Here is a 19,528-nt window from a genome sequence, read left to right on the forward strand (position 1 = left end):
GAGGTGATTGCTGCTACGGTTGCGATAGCGGCTGTTAGGGTTGTTTTACCATGGTCAACGTGTCCGATGGTACCGACGTTGACGTGTGGCTTGCTGCGTTCAAACTTGGCCTTTGCCATGGGTATTTCCTCTTTTTTTGGGGGCAGTGCTCAACTAGTATAAATACAATAATTGAGACAATCCTGACCACATTAAGATAATTGTTAAAAGGTCGCACATACTAATGTGCAGATATTATAAGAAAATCACGGCCAATAACAAGTCTTTTAACCAATTATTGACGTATTATTCAATGACAATATAGAGACCTGCCCTATATTGTCACCATTAAATAGACTTTACTTACTCGTCGCCATCTTTAGAGTTGAACTTAGAGATGATGTCAGCGGCTACTGATTTTGGAATCTCAGCGTACTTTTGGAATTCCATTGAGTACGTTGCACGGCCTTGAGACATTGAGCGCATTTGGGTAGCATAGCCAAACATTTCGGCTAATGGTACTTCTGCACGGATTTGCTTAGTGCCACCAGGCAGATCTTCCATACCTTGAACCATACCACGACGACGGTTTAAATCGCCCATGATGTCGCCCATGTAATCTTCAGGTGTCTCAACTTCAACTTTCATGACTGGCTCAAGTAGTGCAGGGTTTGCTGCCATGAAGCCTTTTTTGAAAGCGATAGAACCAGCCATTTTGAATGATAGCTCATCCGAGTCAACGTCATGGTAAGAACCGTCATACAATGTCGCTTTTACGCCAACGATTGGATAGCCAGCAAGTACGCCATTTTTCATGCGCTCTTGAATACCTTTATCAACCGCACCGTGGAACTCTTTTGGTACCGTACCACCAACAACTTCTTCAGAGAATTCATAAAGAACGTCGCCAGCTGGATCCATAGGCTCAAGACGTAACCAAACGTGACCAAACTTACCACGACCACCCGTTTGACGTACGAATTTGCCTTCTTGTTCAACCGTCTCACGAATTGTCTCACGATAAGCAACCTGCGGCGCACCGATGTTGGCTTCAACGTTAAACTCACGCTTCATACGATCTACAAGAATCTCTAGATGCAGCTCACCCATACCACTGATGATTGTCTGACCAGATTCTTCGTCAGTGTGTACACGGAACGATGGATCTTCTTTAGCCAAACGACCTAAAGCGATTGACATTCTTTCTTGGTCAGCTTTGGTCTTAGGTTCAACCGCTAGGCTGATAACTGGATCTGGGAATTCCATGCGCTCAAGCGTGATAACATTGCTTTCGTCACATAACGTATCACCAGTCGTTACATCTTTCATACCAACCAATGCAGCGATATCACCAGTACGGATTTCTTCAAGCTCTTCTTGCGTGTTTGCCATCATCTGTACGATACGGCCAACGCGCTCACGCTTCATTTTAACTGGGTTATAAACGCTGCCGCCTTGCTTGATAACACCTGAATAAACACGAACGAAGGTTAAGTTACCGACGAACTTATCATTCATGATTTTGAAAGCAAGTGCTGAGAATGGTGCGTCGTCTGATGCTTCACGAGTACCTTCGCTTTCTTCTTTGTCATCAAGAATACCGCGAATAGCTGGTACATCTATTGGTGCAGGCAGATACTGAATAACCGCATCCAACATCTTCTGTACACCTTTGTTTTTAAAGGCAGTACCACAAAGTAGTGGAATGATTTCGTTATCGATAGTCAATTGACGGATAGCAGCGTTGATTTGATCTACTGTCAATTCGCCATTTTCAAGATACTCATTCATGAGTTCTTCTGAAGCTTCAGCAGCGTTTTCTACCAAATACTCACGATATTCTTCTGCTTTTTCTTGAAGTTCTGTTGGGATTTCGCGCTCGTCATATTCCATACCTTGAGACGCTTCGTCCCAATAGATGGCTTTCATAGTCACAAGATCCACTACGCCTTCAAAAGCATCTTCTTTACCAATTGGAATAACCAATGGTACTGGCTTGCCGCCTAAACGAGTTTTGATTTGATCGATAACACGATAAAAATCAGCACCAACGCGATCCATTTTGTTTACGAATGCAAGACGTGGAACTTTATATTTGTTAGCCTGACGCCATACGGTCTCAGACTGTGGCTGAACGCCGCCTACTGCACAGTAAACCATGCAAGCGCCATCAAGTACACGCATAGAACGTTCAACTTCAATCGTGAAATCAACGTGACCTGGGGTGTCAATAATGTTGATACGATGTTCGTCAAACTGCTTAGCCATACCTGACCAGAAGCAAGTCGTCGCCGCTGAAGTAATAGTAATACCGCGCTCTTGTTCTTGCTCCATCCAATCCATGGTGGCTGCGCCATCATGAACTTCACCAATTTTATGACTAACACCGGTATAGAATAAGACACGCTCTGTCGTGGTCGTCTTACCAGCATCAATGTGCGCAGAAATGCCAATATTGCGATAGCGTTTTAGGGGAGTTTTACGAGCCATAGTGTTTTCCTAGGGAAATTCGTGTATATATTAATGTGTTGTATCTCTACCTCATACTCTATGACAAAGCAGTCAGCTTCGTAATATTACTTACTGATTATTGGGCCTAATACGGACAAAAAAAGAGCAAATACTTAGAATATAGCGGCATCAAATTGGGGATGCTGTCTATGAAGAACAGTATCCTTTTCAGGACAGCATCTTGACAGATGTCCGCCATCCAGATTATGTGAGTACTTTATTATCTTACGATGAAAAAATATCAATAACCTGATGAGGATGGCGGCAATCAATAGAATAAATAATTAACTAGCATAAACTATTGCTTTAAAACCACTCTTAACAAGTGGTCTAAAAAATAGTCTAGAAACGGTAGTGAGAGAACGCTTTGTTAGCATCTGCCATACGGTGAACTTCGTCACGCTTCTTCATAGCATTGCCTTTGCCGTCTGCGGCATCATTCAATTCGCCAGCCAAACGTAAAGCCATTGATTTTTCAGAACGCTTAGCAGCAGCTTCAGCTAACCAACGCATAGCCAAGGCAGTACGACGGGAGGGGCGTACTTCCATTGGTACTTGATAGGTAGCACCACCAACACGGCGAGCTTTTACTTCTACCATTGGGCGTACATTCTCTAAAACTTCTTCAAAGAAAGATACTGGATCTTCGATTTTACGTTTTTCACTGACTGTCTCAAGGGCACCGTAAACGATACGCTCAGCAGTAGATTTTTTACCATGACTCATTACATGGTTGATGAATTTTGCAACAGTTTGGCTACCAAACTTAGGATCCGGTAGGATCTCACGGGTAGCAACGACGCGACGTCTTGGCATAATAAATTTCCTTGTCTTCAGGAGTGTCCAACATTCACAACATCATACTCGTCATCATAGGACATAGTAATGAGTTGTCAGTTAGCCTTACTGCATGGTGGTATGTTTAGGTGTAGCTAGCCAATATAAAGTAATTTATATTAACCAATACTACTGTTGACACCAAACCCATGCACAGTTATTGGGTGATGCAAATAAGCTAAGCTAATATTAAGCTTTAGGCTTCTTGGCACCATACTTAGAACGACCTTGTCTACGGTCTTTAACGCCTGCGCAATCTAGTGCACCGCGAACAGTGTGATAACGTACACCTGGTAGATCTTTTACACGACCACCGCGGATAAGAACAACACTGTGCTCTTGTAGGTTATGACCTTCGCCGCCGATGTAGCTTGATACTTCATAGCCTGAAGTCAAACGTACACGACATACTTTACGCATGGCTGAGTTAGGTTTTTTAGGCGTGGTAGTATATACACGAGTACATACACCGCGACGTTGTGGGCACGCTTGCAACGCAGGAACTTTTGACTTTTCCTTGATGGTTTTGCGACCCTTGCGAATCAATTGGTTAGTTGTTGCCATAAGGCATCCTTCTCCCGTTTGGTATAAAACAAAAAAATGGGGCAATGCACCATCGATCTGACGCAATTCGCAGATTTCGGCACACCCATTTTTAGGACAGTATATTATAAAGAGTTGTTGCTGCTAATTCAACCACTTATGAGTTGTTTTACTTTACAACATTCGATATATATGCATTAAGCCTACCACTATAACACTTTATCTGTTCTGCACTGAAAAATAGCTGAAAAACAAGACGTTAAATACGGTGGTGTTGGCAGACTTACATACTATGAACACAAGCATTATCAATAAAAGGTATTTAGAGGTAAATGCCTGGCAGTTCGTGACGATTAAATGGCGATATTATCTTACTTTTCAAGACAGCTAAGACAATATCGCTACATTTAAATATGGACGGTTGTTTCAGTTTACTTATTTTGCTTATCTGCTGCTTTGTCTGTGCTTTTTGATTTACTGTCTGACGATTTGTTTGAGTTGTCTTTTTTGCTCTCTTTGTCTTCTGGGTCTTTACGCTCATCGTTGCTTTTATCATCAGCATTTTTGCTATCATTACTTTTACCAGCACCTTTCTCATCATTGCTGGCGGGTTTGCTCACCTCTTCCTCGCTACCGCTATCATCGGTAATCGCACGATTGGCAAGTTTGGTTTCTGGGGCAAAAGTCGCTTGCGCCACACCGATCACTTCGTCAATGAGTTGGCTGTTATAACGCATGCCTACCACTACCGCAGTGCCTGGTAAAAAACGACGTACCCATGATAAATTAATCTGATCAAGATCGATACCTACCTGACTGGCAATATTGTCTACTTGTTCAGCATAAAAATTCACATTTTTGTTTTTAAGGCCTAGGTTTTTAAGCTCACTATGCAGACCATTGCTTTGCGCGTTGTCCAGCAAGCCTTTACCGATGCCAATACCAGCAAGCAGCGCTTGTTTTTCTTGCATCTTACTTAGGTCAGCATTGGCAAGCAGCTCATATGCCATCTTGACGCCTTGCTTACCTGTCAACGGCTTATTATAAACCGCAGCCAATTGATAAACAGTACGCAAAGACACTAGCAACAACCATAAAGTATCAGCCAGCAAACCTGGTAATCCAGCCAAGCCCGTTAAGCCACCAATCGTAGCAAGCGCACGGTTTTGATTGGCAATATCGGTCGCCAGTGCATAACGCTCTTCATCGTCTAGACTTGCAACGCTAGCAAAACGATGCTCATTGGGCAGGTCAATCTGACTCCAAGTAGCAGCGAGCTTAGCAATTTGCGCAAAAGCGCCATCAACTGTCGATTGAAATAGGCTATTCGGCACTACTTTTTTGGCATACTTACCATAGGTGGCAAAACGAGTGCCTAATAATTGCTGAGTCGCCTTTAGGGTTTGTTCACGAAATAAATCTTGCTGATAGTCTTCATCACCTAGATCTACCGCTTTATAGTGACTCGGTTTACCCGTCTTTGCATTCATGCTATCAATCGCTGCACCCATGCGTTCTAGGTTGTTGCGAGCAAAATAGCCAATAGTATTGATACCCTTAGAGAGAGTGCTACGCTTTGCCATCGTTATGTCCTTAATATGATGATTGGTCATTTTTTATAGTAGTAATGAATGGGTCATTTTAGCCAATTAGGCAAACAGCTGTCAGTGCGAACAATGTTATCGCGGTCACAAATTTTGTATCTAAAAGTACAGCTTATTCGTAGTTATCGATATTTTTCTGCGTCTCTGCCCTACTTTTATCTGTATAAAAATAGCGGTATCTTAACGGCTAAAATCACGATTATCATATCGCAAAAAAGTCTGTCATGGCTACTTTTAACCGCAATCAATGTTTTGTGGTTATTTTGCACTTATCCAAAGATTTTGAACCCTTGATACGTTATCATATGACATAGGCTAAGGCATTAGCTGGCAATCATGTATTTGGTTCTATGATGATAAAAACAATCACTTTAAAGAAACCTTTAGAAGTTAAGTAGCCTTTAAAAGTTAAAAAACTTTTTAGAGATGCCATTATTTAATTGTCTAGATTACCTTTAACCAGCTGCTGCTATCATAAAACAGCCATGCCAACCGCTACATAATAGAATGATGGACTCAAAAGCGATTATTAAAGGTAATTATCAAAAATCGTTATTAATAAGGAATAGAATATGCGCCGCGTTGTTATCACTGGAGCAGGGATTGTCTCTTGTATCGGACATGACCTAGCCACGGTTACTGCCGCTCTTAAGCAAGGGCAGTCTGGCATTACATTTAATGACTCTTATGCTGAACATGAATTTAAATCACACATTAGTGGCAGTATCGATAAAGCAGAACTCGACACCTCCGCTATAGATCGTAAATTAAAGCGCTTCTTTAGTGATGCCAGCCTCTATGCGTATGTCAGCGCCCTAAATGCGATTGAGCACGCTGGCTTATCGCTTGAGACTATCAATAGCAATCCACGAGTGGGCGTCGTAGCCAGCTCAGGTGGCGCATCGACAGAAAATATCGTCAATGCGATAGATGCGATGCGTGAAAAAGGTCTGCGCGGTGTCGGTGCGATGGCAGTACCAAAAACCATGGGCAGCTCGGTATCCGCAGCATTGGCCACTGGTCTAAAAATTCAAGGAGTGTCCTACTCTCTTGCCTCTGCTTGTGCAACCTCAACGCATTGTATCGGTCATGCCGCTGAGCTTATTCAGTTAGGCAAAGCCGATATCGTGCTCGCTGGTGGTAGTGAAGCGGAACACTGGACGCAGTCTTGTATGTTTGATGCGATGGGCGCAGTTAGTACACAGTATAATGACACGCCAGAACTTGCCTCAAGAGCTTATGACAAAGACCGTGATGGTTTTGTGATTGCTGCTGGCGGTGCAATGGTTGTTGTAGAAAGCCTAGAACATGCTCAAGCACGCGGTGCCAATATATTGGCTGAAATCGTCGGCTACGGTGCCAGCTCTGATGGTGCAGAAATGGTCGCACCAAGCGGTGAAGGCGCAGTACGCTGTATGCAGCAAGCACTAGCCGAAGCTGGTCTAGAAAGCGTCGATTATATCAACAGCCACGGTACGAGTACGCCACTAGGTGATATCACTGAGCTTAAAGCGATTGCTAAAGTATTCGGTAATGATGTCAGCAAAGTACCGCCTATCAGCTCGACCAAGTCAATGACCGGTCATAGCTTGGGTGCCGTCGGTGCGCAAGAATTAATCTATTGCCTATTGATGCTACAAGAAGGCTTTATCGCGCCAAGTATTAATGTTGAAAACTTAGACCCTGCGGCTGAAGGCTTTGATATCGTCACCGAAAAACGTGATGCCAATCTCGAAACCTTGATGAGTAATAGCTTTGGCTTTGGTGGTACGAATGCTACCTTAATTATCAAAAATTTTGACGCGTAAACTATGCCTGCAGAAAATCATAAGAATACTGAGCAGACAGTTTCTGCCCTATCGCCAGCTACTCAACTTAGCTGGCGTTTTGGTGAGCTAACGGCTGCCGAATTAATACCACAACTGCAAAGTCATCTAATAGCAAAAGATACTGAAGCCAACTGGCAATTGGTTTGGTTAAGTAATGATGACCGACCAGTGATTGGTTTGCTCCCTAAAGTAAGCTGGTCCGTCCACTATGATGCTGCCAATAATAAGCCAACTGACGATCCGTCAGGCGCTTATAAAGTTATTAAAAATTGTCGTGGTTCTTGTCTTGATGATAGCCCTACGTCAACAACGACATATATGAGCTATGCTAAATGGCAGGATGAATTAATTGCTTATAGCCAAGCTTGTGAGGATGCTAATAAAGACTCAAAGCCAGCAAGCGATGTAAATGAGAAGCCAAGTTATCATCATGGTCTGATAGGCTTTATCGGTTATGATATTGCTGCTCATGAGCTCAGCCCAGCTGCAAATATCAAGCTGGCAGCGCAGCCTTGTGCGGTATTAGGTCATTACGATATCTACCTAACCCCGTCTGATAAAGAAAATGGCTGGAGACTAAATACACTAGGTTTAAATACTGATAGCGAGGCAACAGACGCAACACTATCAGCGCTTATATCGTATTTAGACATGCTAGACCATGAATTATTCAATAGAAAAAAACCCTCTAATGACAGTGCATCATCGTTAGCGCCCTTAATATTGAACGAGCGCTGGCATAAAAATGATTATCAAAGGGCTTTTGCAAAAACCCAAGATTATCTACAGCAGGGCGACTGCTATCAAATCAATCTGACCCAAGAATGGCAAGGTTCTTTTGATAACAACCTCAACGATGATGGCATTTTACCGATGCTTATTGATTATTTACCTGCCCTACATCGGAATACAAAAGCTCCCTTTGCAGGGTACTTAGCCGCTAATCACTTTAACCAGGACATCAAAGACCATACGTCATTGCATCCGTTCGAATTATTGAGCTGCTCACCTGAGTTATTTTTTACTTTTACAAAAGACACTAACACCGGCAAACATCATATTCGCACCAAACCGATCAAAGGAACGATGCCGCGCGGATTGAATACTGCACAAGATAATGCTTATAAACAGCAACTGATCGATAGTGAAAAAGATCGTGCAGAAAACGTCATGATCGTTGATTTACTGCGCAATGATTTGGGTAAATATGCCAAAACTGGTAGCGTCAAAGTGCCACAGTTATTTGCGATTGAGACCTTTAGCAATGTGCATCATATGGTTAGTACCATCACGGCTGAGTTAAAGCCAGATACTCATCCATTAGCCGTATTATTTGGCAGTTTGCCCGCTGGCTCTATTACCGGCACACCAAAAAAGCGGGCGGTTGAGATTATATCTGAACTGGAAACTGCACCGCGTGGTGCTTATTGTGGCACCATGGGCTATATGAACTTTGATGGAAGTGGTCAATGGAATGTACTCATTCGTACCCTGCAAGCAAATGAATCGTTGATCGGCGCTAGAGAAGTCAGTTTATGGGCAGGCGGTGGTATTACTGTCGCTTCTGATTGTGATGCAGAATATCAAGAATGTCTCGATAAGGTAGGTAATCTGTTAAGTGTTTTAAGTCAAGAACATCTCTATAAACACACTTAAGCGTCATTCGAAAAGACGACTAAAAAATCCTGCTAACGTCATGTTGAGCAGGATTTTTTATTACTACAATTTCAAACCATCAAAACCGTTAACGAGATATTAATCAGCAACGATTTCAGCCTTTTTCTGCAATGCTTGCAAAGCCTCGATTAAACGGTTGTTTTGCTCAGCTGTACCGGTCGTAATACGCAAGTACTCACTGATGCGAGGTTTGTCAAAATGACGGACGATGATGCCTTGCTCTCGTAACGCATTCGCTACCGCACTCGCATTACCCTCTTTTGGACGCACAAATACAAAGTTAGCATGTGATGGCAGCACTTGATAATCCAATGCCACTAAGTCCGCTGTTAGTGACTCACGCAGATCAATAACCTGCTGACGCGTCTGCTCAAAATATTCAGTATCTAAGACACTGGCCGTCGCCCCAGCTTGCGCCAGTTTATCGAGTGGATAGCTATTAAAGCTATTCTTCATGCGTGTCAGTGCTTCGATTAATGAGATATTTCCAAAGGCCATACCGACGCGCAAACCAGCAAGTGAGCGTGATTTCGAAAAGGTTTGCGTCACAAGAATGTTGTCAAACTCATTGATCAAGCTCACTGCTGAAATTTCTGAATCTGAGCTGCCATCAGCTGCCCCAGCAAAATCAATATACGCCTCATCAATCACAATCACTGCATTAGTGTGCTCGCCCGCCAGCTTACGAATGTCGTCAAGCGATAATAATAAACCGGTTGGCGCATTAGGATTGGCAATGATGATACCGCTGCAAGGCTGACGATACGCATCAGGGTCGATACTGAAATCCTCTTCTAGCGCAATTTGTATCAAATCGATACCGAAAGTCTGGGCATATACAGGGTAAAAACTATAGCTGATATCAGGGGCTAAAACGGGGCGCTCTTTTAGGAAAAAACTGGCAAAAACGAGTGCCAACACTTCGTCTGAGCCATTACCGACAAAGACTTGGTTTGCTTCAATACTATAAAGCTGTGCCAATGCGGCACGCAAATCATCAGATTCGGGCGCAGGATACAAGCGTAAATCATCTGCTTGCTGCTCTAAGACTTTTGCGATTGCCTCCCCTACTTTCGGGGAAGGTGGGAATGGGTTTTCATTGGTATTTAATTTACATAAATTGTCGTGTTGCGGCTGCTCACCAGGGACATAAGGTGACAAGTTACGCGCTTTAGATGACCAAAGTCTGGTATCTACCTTTGACTCACTCATAAATTATCCTAAAATTAGCCACGAAGACTATTAAAAGTAAATGTCTAAAAAAATGTCTAAAACAACTCTTAAACCATCCAAGCTATCTTACTGATAACGATAACGAGCTGAACGTGCATGGGCTTCTAAGTCCTCACGCTGCGCTAAGATATCTGCCGTTTCAGCCAATGGCTTGCTGCCTGCTTCACTACAATAAATAATCGAAGACTTCTTTTGGAAATCATAAACGCCGAGTGGCGAAGAAAAACGTGCGGTGCCAGATGTTGGCAACACATGATTGGGCCCTGCGCAATAGTCACCAATCGCTTCAGGCGTGTGACGTCCCATAAAAATAGCCCCAGCATGACGAATGTCACTTAATAGCACATCAGGATTATCAACAGACAACTCTAAATGCTCAGGGGCAATACGATTAATGAGCGCCAACCCTTCAGCTCTATCTTTTACTAGTATCAACGCACCACGGTTTTTTAGCGAATCACGAGCGATATCAGCTTTTGGTAATTCTGCCAGTGCTTTTTCAATTTCAGCGGCCACTTCTGCGAGCTGCTGTTCACTGGTCGTGACAAAGATGGCTTGGGCGATACGGTCATGCTCAGCTTGTGACAATAAATCCATCGCTAGCCAATCAGCGCGATCTTGCGCCTCGCCCTCTGCGTACACCAATACTTCAGAAGGACCAGCAATCATATCGATACCAACTTGCCCAAATACCGCACGCTTCGCCGCTGCCACGTACTTGTTACCAGGTCCGGTGATTTTATCTACCGCTGGAATCGTTTCAGTACCGTATGCCAATGCCGCCACTGCTTGCGCACCGCCGATGGTAAAGACACGGTCAACTTGTGCCAAATGCGCCGCTGCCAATACCAATGGATTGAGTATGCCTTTAGGCGCTGGCACCACCATGATCACTTCATTAACACCAGCTACTTTGGCAGGAATAGCATTCATCAATACAGAAGATGGGTAAGACGCCAGACCACCGGGTACATAGATACCGACGCGATCTAGCGCAGTCACCTTTTGACCTAAACGATTGCCCAGCTCATCTTCGTATTGCCAAGTCTCTTGTACTTGGCGCTCATGGAAGGTCTGTACCCGCGTCGCTGCCGTCATCAATGCTGTTTTTACTTTTTCATCAAGATTGGCAAACGCCTCAGCAAGTGATTCTTTAGACAGCTCGAGCTCTTGCATTGTCGTCGCTGGATGCTGGTCAAACTGCTGGGTTAACGCCAATACGACGCTATCGCCATCGTGGCGCACTCGATCGATGATATCATCAACGGTTTTTAATAAATCGGCATCATTGACCGTTTCAAAAGCAAGCAACTGTGTCAATTCACTATCAAAACTGGCATCTTGGGTACTTAACTGGCGCATGACCTCATCCTATGTCTGGGCATAAAATACTGCTAAAAAATAAACGATGGAAAAATAAAGCCAATGGTATAAATGTGGCAAAAGCTTTCGTCAGCTTATTTATAATGATTTTATTCAGATTATACTGAACACTTACTATTTGACAAGCCAACACAATAAAACCAGTTTAGCATGCTATGTCTATCATAGAGCGCTAAACTGGTTTAAAAATCTGCATGACCATGCTTTATATTATCAATACATACTTCATATTATCGATGATAGGCATCTTTATGCATTTCTGTTTTATGAGTTGCTAGCAACGCTGTCTTTAAAGCTACCCAAGATCGGCTCAAGTAGTGCAAATTTGCGCTTGTAGCTGACCTGATTGACAATCAAACGTGATGACACATCACAAATATGATCGAGAGCTTCTAGACCATTGGCGCGCAACGTATTACCTGTATCAACCACATCGACAATCAAATCACCCAAACCGACCAATGGGGCAAGCTCCATCGAACCGTATAGCTTAATGACATCGACTTGCTGACCTTGACTGGCAAAGTAAGCACGGGCAACATTGACATACTTGGTGGCAATACGTAGGCGACGATTGGGCAGTGGCGCATCTTTTACGCCAGCGGTCATCAGCTTACATTGGGCAATTTTCAAATCAAGCAACTCATAGACATGATTGGCACCATGCTCTAGCAACACATCCTTGCCCGCTACCCCAAAGTCAGCAGCGCCATGTTCAACGTAGGTTGGTACATCGCTGGCACGCAGAATCAAAACGCGCACATTAGGATTTGAGGTCGGGAAAATAAGTTTGCGTGAGGCTTCAGGATCTTCTAAAAGCTCAACACCAGCTGCGCGTAGCAATGGCATGGTCTCTTCTAGTATACGGCCTTTTGATAAGGCCAGTGTTAGACCTGAAAACTCATTATTTACTTCGTTTAATAAACCATTACTCGGTAGATTGTTGCTTGCTTCAGTCATAATGACATCGTGTCCATGTACAGTGAGTATCCCCACTAAAGAGGATTTTTTAAATTTATAACGCCAATCAAGCTTAATCGCTGGTTTAATCGTTGGTATTGATACGTTCGATATTAACCCCAAGCGCACGCAGTTTTTCTTCAACATGCTCATAGCCACGATCGATATGATAAATACGGTCGATTAAGCTTTTGCCTTCAGCAGTCGCCGCCGCCATCACCAATGACATAGACGCACGTAAATCAGTCGCCATGACAGGGGCAGCCGTGAAGTTTTCGACGCCTTTAACCACAGCCGTATGACCATCTACTTGAATAGATGCGCCTAAACGATTGAGCTCAGGCACATGCATATAGCGATTTTCAAAGATATTTTCGATAAAAGTACTGGTGCCATTCGCCAAGCAGGCAATCGCCATGACTTGCGCTTGCATGTCGGTGGGAAAGCCAGGGTGTGGCTGGGTACGAATATCAACAGGCAGTGGACGACCTTTCATTTGGGCGCGAATCCAATCATCGCCACTGGTAATCACGGCACCCATGTCTTCGAATTTTTCTAGCACAGGCGTTAATAATAGCGCAGACGTGTTTTTGGTCAACACATCACCGCGAGTCATCAACGCGCCAGCAAGGTAAGAGCCAGTTTCGATACGATCTGGCACCACTGAATACTCACAACCGTGTAAGCGCTCAACGCCTTCGATGGTCATGATAGAAGTACCGATACCACTTATTTTGGCACCCATCGCGACCAACATATTGGCCAAATCAACCACTTCTGGCTCAAGCGCACAGTTGCCAAGAACAGTCGTGCCTTTGGCTAAAGCCGCTGCCATAATGACGTTTTCAGTACCGCCAACGGTCACCATGTCAAAAGAGTAGTTACAGCCAATCAGCTTGCCACCTTTTGGCGCTTGTGCTTTTACATAGCCATTCTCGACACTAATCTCAGCACCCATCGCCTCGAAAGCTTTTAGGTGTTGGTCGACAGGGCGTGACCCAATCGCACAGCCACCGGGCAATGAGACTTCTGCCTCGCCAAAACGCGCCAGCAATGGCCCAAGGACTAAAATCGAGGCACGCATGGTCTTTACCAAATCATACGGTGCATAGAAGTTATCAATAGTCTTGGTATCGCAAGTGACGGTATCGTCCTGCTTTTGGATTTTGATACCCATGCCACCGATCAATTCAATCAACGTCCGCACATCTTGTAATGAGGGCACATTGTGCAATGTCGTTGGGGTCTCGGCCAATATCATAGCTGCCAATAATGGCAAAGCAGCATTTTTGGCGCCTGAGATAGTAACTTCCCCTGCGATACGACTACTACCAGTGATTAAAAATTGATCCATAGAAGTGACAACCTAGCGATGAGTATTAAAAATAGTGAAAATCAGACTTATCGAACCAATCATTATAATAATCCTTAAAACAATCCGTTCTTTAAAAGCCAATCGTATATAAAAAATTTAACCTTTTGACTGAACATCCCATTCAGCAGGCGTCAGCGCTTGAATATTGAGCGCGTGAATATCACCACTGGCAATCTTGTCGTTGACTAGCGCATAGATCGCTTGCTGACGTTGCACGGCGCGTTTGCCCTCAAAACTGGCATCAACCACGCGTACATCAAACTTATTACCTTGATTGGCAGCTTGAATAAAAGCGTCTGGGAAGTGAGTCTGTAAAAATGCAATCAAATCGTCAGCGTTCATGCTCATAAAATATTCTGCCTTAAAGTTTCAAATAGGGTATAGAAGTAAAGTAACGACATTATAACAAGAGTTGAAGCATCTTACAGTATTGTCTTACGCAACTGCGCCTAAGCGATTAAACCAGCGCTAACAACATGGTTAAATGCCAAATATTTAAATAGGCGCGGTATGAGCAGACCTGACTATTTAAGATTTTTATCCAAGTACGTTAATACTTGCGCACGCACATCATTGACCCACCGTAGCGGCGGTGCCATCGCACCGATACTGGTGGCATGGCTAGCCCCTTTGATTTCACCATTTTCCACAGTGACACCCGCCTCTTGCAGCGCTTTGGTCATTTTAATCGTATTGGTTGCATACACCACTTTGTCTTTTTCGGCAGTCAGCAATAGATAAGGGGGCTGCTCACCTTTGATTTGACGATCTGGCATTACCTCGTCTGGCGTGGCATCAGCAGCAAAGGCTGTTGCGCTGTCAAATTTACGAAAGTCATAACTATAAGGTCCAGCAATACCGACAACCGCTTTAATGTCTTTTGGCTTAACACCATAAGGCGCTAAAAAATCTTCATTAGCAACGGCAGCAACCGCATTGAATGCACCAGCAGAGTGTCCGACCACCGCCAAGCGTTTCGGATCGGCATGCAGGCTGGTTGCATTGTCGAGGCTCCAAGCAATCGCTTGTGCCGCATCTTCGACATAATCAGGATACACATGTTCAGGTGCTTTGCGATAATTAATCACGGCGGTGACATAGCCTGCCTGCGCCAAGCTTTGACCAACAAAGGCATACTGTTCTTTATTACCACTCTCCCACGAGCCACCATGGACAAAAACCACCATTGGATAACTGTCGTTGATAGCGCTTTGGGCTTTCATCGCTTGTGCCAATGGCTTGGGATAATAAATATCTAAGTCTTGCGATGGCTCATCACCATATAGAATGTTTTTACTGACCCCAACGCCGCCACTTGACGTAATACCATTGACTACAGCAAGTGGTGACAAAGCTTGCGCATTTTGGGTAGCGAGTGCAATGCCGCCTATCGCCAATGCAGCAGTAACGCCTGCCCCTGTAAGTTTGAGCGTGCGGGCTTTAATATTTGGTTGTTCGGTATTGCGTGAATCAATAGCTGGAGCGCACGTGTTTGAATCCTTCATAGCCAGTATTCCTATTATATTTATTTTCAATCAACAGTGGATTGCCTTATAACAGCCGTATGGGTTCTGTACTTCATTCATCATAACGACGTTTTATGATGAATGAGCCTCACGCTGTCACAGTTGTTTTTTACTTTTTATATCTTACTGGCTGGCTGAAGCATTATCGTGCTTTTACTGTTGCCACTGTTTAGGATTATTGTGATTACTTAACAGTGCGCTTATTGATTAAATACTTATTGACCCTGATAAAGATCAATATAAGGGCTGGATGACGGCTGATTAACCGACTCCCCTTCCTCTGTTATGACAATAGGTGTCGCAGTACTAGTAGCATTAGGCGTCACAGTGTTGTTTACATTAGGGTTAGCGTTAGACGCTACATTAGAGTCAATAGCAGGCACCATCGTAGGATTGGCCAAATTATTTTCATACATAATATCATCTTCAGCCAACTTCACCCCTCTATCATCGACGACGGTGGTCAGCAATACCAGCTCTGTAATACCGATTGTGTCGTTAGCGATATCAATCAGATGGCTTTGTTGGGTAGGCGTCATGCGCCCCATAATATAGACCACACCATTATCAGTCACTGCTTTGATTTGTGAGGCTTTGACGCCGTCATTCGCTGCGACTTTTGCCAATAGCTTTGAGGTGATATAACCATCGTGAACGGTTGAGCTATAACCCTTCGAGGCACTAACATTCAGCTCGTTGTAGACACGGCGCACATCTGGCATAGAGCTGACGACTTTTTCAACTTCTGCTTTGATTGCCTCAGTTGGTACTTCGCCGGTCAGCAACACTTCACTGTTAAAACTATCAATACCCATACGGCTGATTTGCTGTAGGTCTTCTTTGAGACCATAAACATTGATTTTGACCGTATGCTCAATACTGCGATCGAGCAGACGCTGTGGAATCGTGCGCTCGGTCATCGGCACGCCATAGGTGCCCTCGGTACTATTGGTCAGATAATTGGTGCTACAACCTGTACTGACGAGAACGAGACCAGTCATTAGCATAACGCCTATCGCTGTGCGACGTGATGAACCAAAAATAGCAGTGCGCAAATGCATCCGTGTCATTATTTACCTCTTAAAGCATGATGGTGACGATTGTATGAGATCAATTGGTTTAGCAGTTCTAACTGAGTAACTCTCAAATATCAAATATCAAATATCAAATATCAAATATCAAATATCAAATATCAAATATCAAAATATCAAAATAAGAATTATCGACTGAGTAATCGCTAACGTCGTTGTTTCTACGACTAGCCATTTTCTTTCAATCACTTTACTTAATTTTTACGGCGGGCGGTTAGGTTTTTGGTAACGATAACATGGGGTCGTACTTTCTTTGCCTGTTTGGTAACGCAGTCAAAACGCACCATTACCACGCGCTGGCTATAAAAGCGCCTTTTAGCCATTCTGGCTGATTCTTCGATTTATTCGTACAATCCCTGTTATTTTTATCCGTATTATTTGCAGCAATGCTGTGAGTATTAATCTTATTCGTATCATAAGCAATCACATCAAAGCGGCACTCATAATGACTATACTCAGGGTGCGCTTGTAAAAAATAACGAGCCGTCTTTATAATTTTACGTTGTTTGCTTGCCGTGACGCTAAGCGCAGCATCACCAAAACCTGAATGCTGGCGCTGACGTACTTCAATAAATACCAGCGTCGACCACGCCTGCCCCGTCTCTAGCATTATTAAATCTAACTCACCAACTTTAGGCTGCTGCCAGTTTTGTGCAATCAGCTGTAATCCTTGCGCTTGTAAAAACTCACACGCTCGTTCTTCAAAGCGGCTGCCTTGGCGCTGTTTTGGTGAAGTAAGGGTCAAAGGTTTATGATCTGCCATAGCGTCCATGGGTCTGGTCAACATTTCATAATTATCATAGCACAACATGCTAAACTAACCACTTTTGCGCCCTTTTGTCATTATTGATTGTTCAATATTTACCTGAACGATATATGATAAATGTCAGCGCCACCTTATTTTTTAATTCCAGTTTTTAATACTTCGAGGTTTTATGTCTACCCCTACTGCGATGCCAGCTTGCCTATATATCGTTGCCACGCCGATTGGCAATCTTACCGATATGACACCGCATGCGGTTGATATCTTAAAGCAAGTCGCTATCATTGCCTGCGAAGACACCCGCACTTCGGGTAAGCTGTTGTCGCATTTTGGCATCGACACTAAAGATAAAAAAAGCAGTAAAACGGACGATACCAAAGCGCCAGCCAATCATAATAACTTGGATGATTCTGAGGCTGTAGGCAAGCAAAAAGGACATAATAAGCTTTGGGCATACCATGAGCACAATAGCGCCATTCAAACGCCGAAAATTATTGAGATGATTCAGCAAGGTCATTCGGTCGCCTTAATCAGTGATGCCGGTACGCCGTTGGTTAGTGACCCTGGTTATCAATTGGTGCAAGCCGCCCATGCTGCTGGGGTTACTGTGTCGCCTATCGTTGGCGCTTCTGCGGCGATTGCTGCATTGTCTGTAGCGGGATTACCGTCAGACCGTTTTAGCTTTATTGGTTTTTTACCAGCGAAAACCCATGGTCGCCAAAAACAGCTGACTGCTCTAAATTCACGCACCGAAACATTGATATTTTATGAAGCACCGCATCGTATTATTACCAGCTTAGAAGATATGGCGACGATATTTGGCGCGGATCGTGACGTGGCTTTTTGCCGCGAATTGACCAAAACCTTTGAAACCGTCCGTAAGAGTACGCTAGGCGACTTGGTTGAGTTTGTCAAAGCAGATGATAATCAGCAGCGTGGCGAAATAGTCGTGGTGGTCGCTGGCGTTGATGCGGCACAAGATACTGACGATATCAGCATCCATGACAAATTATTGCAAAGATTGTTAGAGGATTTATCGGTCAAAAAAGCCGCTGCATTGGCGTCCGATATTACGGGTGTCAAAAAGAATGCCCTCTATCAGCGTTTGCTTGATCTACAAGCTGAATGACTTTCGAATATAAAAGATAAGCGTTTATAATTTAATTGAGGAGAAGTGAGCAATGTACGATGTAATGGCGATAGGGAATGCCTTGGTTGACCACGAATATGTGCTATCTGATGCAGCGTTGGAAGAGACAGAGTTGACCAAAGGCAATATGACCTTGGCAGGTATCGAAGAGCAGCAGCAACTGTTGGCCTACTTCCAACTTGCACAAATTGCGCCATCAAAACAAGCGGGTGGTGGCTCAGCAGCCAATACCATGTATGCCTTTGCCAGTTTAGGTGGCAAGCCGTTTTATGCTTGCCGTGTGGGCGATGATGATCAAGGCGCCTTTTACCTCAGGGACTTGCACGAAGCAGGCGTCGCCACCTCAGATAAATCTATCCATGAAGGCGGTGTAACTGGATCTTGTGTGGTTGCCGTTACAGAAGATGGTGAACGCACCATGCAGACTTATCTAGGCACCTCAAGCGATATTGTCGCTGATAACGTCGATTTTGATGCGCTAACGCAAGCAGATTGGTTATACCTAGAAGGCTATTTAGCCATGTCCGAGGGCATCCAGCCAGCCATGACTCAGTTACGTCAGCAAGCTGGCATCCATAATGCAAAGATTGCGGTGAGCTTCGCTGATCCAGCGGTGGTTAAATTTGCCAAAGACGGTTTGCTCAATATGCTGGGCAACAAAGTGGCAGTGATATTTTGTAATAGTGAAGAAGCCAAGCTCTTTACGGATAAAAAACAAGTCAAAGCAGCCGCGCGTGCCTTACTTGAACATTGCCAAATTGCGGTAGTGACGGATGGCGAAAAAGGCGCTGTTATCGCTCATAAACCTGATGCCGAATCAGAGATTGTGGTGCATGATATTGCTACGCCAGTCGTTGCCAATGTCATCGATACCAATGGGGCTGGCGACAACTATGCGGGGGCGTTCTTATACGCTTTATCGCAGCAGTACACCTTACCAGAATGTGGTCATCTTGCCAGCGAAGTGTCAGCACAAGTTATTCAACAATTTGGCCCACGACTCATGCCGCAGGATTATAAAGAGATTGCCAAACGGGTACTGTCCGCTTAATCTCTAAACATATTTT

Annotated in this window: 17 protein-coding genes; 4 read left to right on the forward strand and 13 right to left on the reverse strand. The window is 44.1% G+C overall.

Annotated features, from left to right (window positions below; translation table 11 throughout):
• The 5 genes from RH96_RS14820 to RH96_RS10170 all read right to left on the reverse strand — a co-directional run.
• Positions 1–119: GTP-binding protein (locus tag RH96_RS14820; protein ID WP_010200604.1), on the reverse strand; the 119-nt coding region annotated here is incomplete at its 3' end.
• Positions 120–342: 223 nt separating this feature from the next.
• Positions 343–2,469 carry an elongation factor G gene (fusA, locus tag RH96_RS10155; RefSeq protein ID WP_010200606.1) on the reverse strand — a complete coding sequence of 709 codons (2,127 nt, stop codon included), beginning with the start codon at positions 2,467–2,469 and terminating at the stop codon, positions 343–345.
• A gap of 363 nt (positions 2,470–2,832) precedes the next feature.
• Positions 2,833–3,306: a 30S ribosomal protein S7 gene (gene rpsG / locus RH96_RS10160; protein WP_010200608.1), complete on the reverse strand. Its 474-nt coding sequence runs from the start codon at positions 3,304–3,306 to the stop codon at positions 2,833–2,835.
• 210 nt (positions 3,307–3,516) lie between these two features.
• A complete protein-coding gene (gene rpsL, locus RH96_RS10165; RefSeq protein ID WP_010200611.1) occupies positions 3,517–3,891 on the reverse strand; it encodes a 30S ribosomal protein S12 in 375 nt (124 codons plus the stop codon).
• 410 nt (positions 3,892–4,301) lie between these two features.
• Positions 4,302–5,453 (reverse strand): EcsC family protein, encoded by a 1,152-nt coding sequence (locus RH96_RS10170; RefSeq protein ID WP_010200612.1) that lies wholly within the window; start codon positions 5,451–5,453, stop codon positions 4,302–4,304.
• A gap of 593 nt (positions 5,454–6,046) precedes the next feature.
• On the opposite strand from RH96_RS10170, the gene RH96_RS10175 reads away from it, so the two are divergent.
• Together RH96_RS10175 and RH96_RS10180 are read left to right on the forward strand one after the other, a co-directional pair.
• The gene (locus tag RH96_RS10175) at positions 6,047–7,282 is read left to right on the forward strand and encodes a beta-ketoacyl-ACP synthase II (protein ID WP_010200614.1); all 1,236 of its coding nucleotides are present in this window, start codon (positions 6,047–6,049) and stop codon (positions 7,280–7,282) included.
• A gap of 3 nt (positions 7,283–7,285) precedes the next feature.
• Positions 7,286–8,959: an anthranilate synthase component I family protein gene (locus RH96_RS10180; RefSeq protein WP_010200615.1), complete on the forward strand. Its 1,674-nt coding sequence runs from the start codon at positions 7,286–7,288 to the stop codon at positions 8,957–8,959.
• 99 nt (positions 8,960–9,058) lie between these two features.
• On the opposite strand, the gene hisC is transcribed toward RH96_RS10180, so the two are convergent.
• From hisC to RH96_RS10220, 8 genes are all read right to left on the reverse strand, one after another.
• The gene (hisC, locus tag RH96_RS10185) at positions 9,059–10,192 is read right to left on the reverse strand and encodes a histidinol-phosphate transaminase (RefSeq protein ID WP_010200616.1); all 1,134 of its coding nucleotides are present in this window, start codon (positions 10,190–10,192) and stop codon (positions 9,059–9,061) included.
• Between the two features lie 87 nt (positions 10,193–10,279).
• On the reverse strand, positions 10,280–11,575 hold the full coding sequence (hisD, locus tag RH96_RS10190) for a histidinol dehydrogenase (protein WP_010200617.1): 1,296 nt from the start codon (positions 11,573–11,575) through the stop codon (positions 10,280–10,282).
• Positions 11,576–11,860: 285 nt separating this feature from the next.
• Complete coding sequence (hisG, locus tag RH96_RS10195) at positions 11,861–12,556, reverse strand: ATP phosphoribosyltransferase (RefSeq protein ID WP_010200618.1); 696 nt, start codon at positions 12,554–12,556, stop codon at positions 11,861–11,863.
• Between the two features lie 85 nt (positions 12,557–12,641).
• Positions 12,642–13,910, reverse strand: coding sequence for a UDP-N-acetylglucosamine 1-carboxyvinyltransferase (gene murA, locus RH96_RS10200; protein WP_010200619.1), 1,269 nt, complete (start codon positions 13,908–13,910; stop codon positions 12,642–12,644).
• 117 nt (positions 13,911–14,027) lie between these two features.
• Positions 14,028–14,279 (reverse strand): BolA family protein, encoded by a 252-nt coding sequence (locus RH96_RS10205; RefSeq protein ID WP_010200621.1) that lies wholly within the window; start codon positions 14,277–14,279, stop codon positions 14,028–14,030.
• Positions 14,280–14,455: 176 nt separating this feature from the next.
• Positions 14,456–15,436 carry an alpha/beta hydrolase gene (locus tag RH96_RS10210; protein ID WP_010200623.1) on the reverse strand — a complete coding sequence of 327 codons (981 nt, stop codon included), beginning with the start codon at positions 15,434–15,436 and terminating at the stop codon, positions 14,456–14,458.
• A gap of 236 nt (positions 15,437–15,672) precedes the next feature.
• Positions 15,673–16,527 (reverse strand): BON domain-containing protein, encoded by an 855-nt coding sequence (locus tag RH96_RS10215; RefSeq protein ID WP_010200625.1) that lies wholly within the window; start codon positions 16,525–16,527, stop codon positions 15,673–15,675.
• A 307-nt stretch (positions 16,528–16,834) separates the two neighbouring features.
• Complete coding sequence (locus tag RH96_RS10220) at positions 16,835–17,359, reverse strand: YraN family protein (RefSeq protein ID WP_010200627.1); 525 nt, start codon at positions 17,357–17,359, stop codon at positions 16,835–16,837.
• A gap of 124 nt (positions 17,360–17,483) precedes the next feature.
• On the opposite strand from RH96_RS10220, the gene rsmI reads away from it, so the two are divergent.
• Positions 17,484–18,440 carry a 16S rRNA (cytidine(1402)-2'-O)-methyltransferase gene (gene rsmI / locus RH96_RS10225; RefSeq protein ID WP_010200629.1) on the forward strand — a complete coding sequence of 319 codons (957 nt, stop codon included), beginning with the start codon at positions 17,484–17,486 and terminating at the stop codon, positions 18,438–18,440.
• Positions 18,441–18,492: 52 nt separating this feature from the next.
• Positions 18,493–19,512 (forward strand): adenosine kinase, encoded by a 1,020-nt coding sequence (locus tag RH96_RS10230; protein WP_010200631.1) that lies wholly within the window; start codon positions 18,493–18,495, stop codon positions 19,510–19,512.
• The last annotated feature ends 16 nt before the right edge of the window (positions 19,513–19,528 follow it).

Origin of the sequence: Psychrobacter sp. PAMC 21119, assembly GCF_000247495.1 — a bacterium.
GTDB lineage: Bacteria > Pseudomonadota > Gammaproteobacteria > Pseudomonadales > Moraxellaceae > Psychrobacter > Psychrobacter glaciei.

Coding starts and splice junctions, on each gene's coding strand:
- rpsG (WP_010200608.1), bottom strand. CDS start 3,306: ATGCCAAGACGTCGCGTCGTTGCTACCCGTGAGATCCTACCGGATCCT.
- murA (WP_010200619.1), bottom strand. CDS start 13,910: ATGGATCAATTTTTAATCACTGGTAGTAGTCGTATCGCAGGGGAAGTT.
- hisG (WP_010200618.1), bottom strand. CDS start 12,556: ATGACTGAAGCAAGCAACAATCTACCGAGTAATGGTTTATTAAACGAA.
- RH96_RS10180 (WP_010200615.1), top strand. CDS start 7,286: ATGCCTGCAGAAAATCATAAGAATACTGAGCAGACAGTTTCTGCCCTA.
- RH96_RS10220 (WP_010200627.1), bottom strand. CDS start 17,359: ATGTTGTGCTATGATAATTATGAAATGTTGACCAGACCCATGGACGCT.
- RH96_RS10205 (WP_010200621.1), bottom strand. CDS start 14,279: ATGAGCATGAACGCTGACGATTTGATTGCATTTTTACAGACTCACTTC.
- rsmI (WP_010200629.1), top strand. CDS start 17,484: ATGTCTACCCCTACTGCGATGCCAGCTTGCCTATATATCGTTGCCACG.
- rpsL (WP_010200611.1), bottom strand. CDS start 3,891: ATGGCAACAACTAACCAATTGATTCGCAAGGGTCGCAAAACCATCAAG.
- RH96_RS10230 (WP_010200631.1), top strand. CDS start 18,493: ATGTACGATGTAATGGCGATAGGGAATGCCTTGGTTGACCACGAATAT.
- RH96_RS10215 (WP_010200625.1), bottom strand. CDS start 16,527: ATGACACGGATGCATTTGCGCACTGCTATTTTTGGTTCATCACGTCGC.
- RH96_RS10170 (WP_010200612.1), bottom strand. CDS start 5,453: ATGGCAAAGCGTAGCACTCTCTCTAAGGGTATCAATACTATTGGCTAT.
- fusA (WP_010200606.1), bottom strand. CDS start 2,469: ATGGCTCGTAAAACTCCCCTAAAACGCTATCGCAATATTGGCATTTCT.
- hisC (WP_010200616.1), bottom strand. CDS start 10,192: ATGAGTGAGTCAAAGGTAGATACCAGACTTTGGTCATCTAAAGCGCGT.
- RH96_RS10175 (WP_010200614.1), top strand. CDS start 6,047: ATGCGCCGCGTTGTTATCACTGGAGCAGGGATTGTCTCTTGTATCGGA.
- RH96_RS10210 (WP_010200623.1), bottom strand. CDS start 15,436: ATGAAGGATTCAAACACGTGCGCTCCAGCTATTGATTCACGCAATACC.
- hisD (WP_010200617.1), bottom strand. CDS start 11,575: ATGCGCCAGTTAAGTACCCAAGATGCCAGTTTTGATAGTGAATTGACA.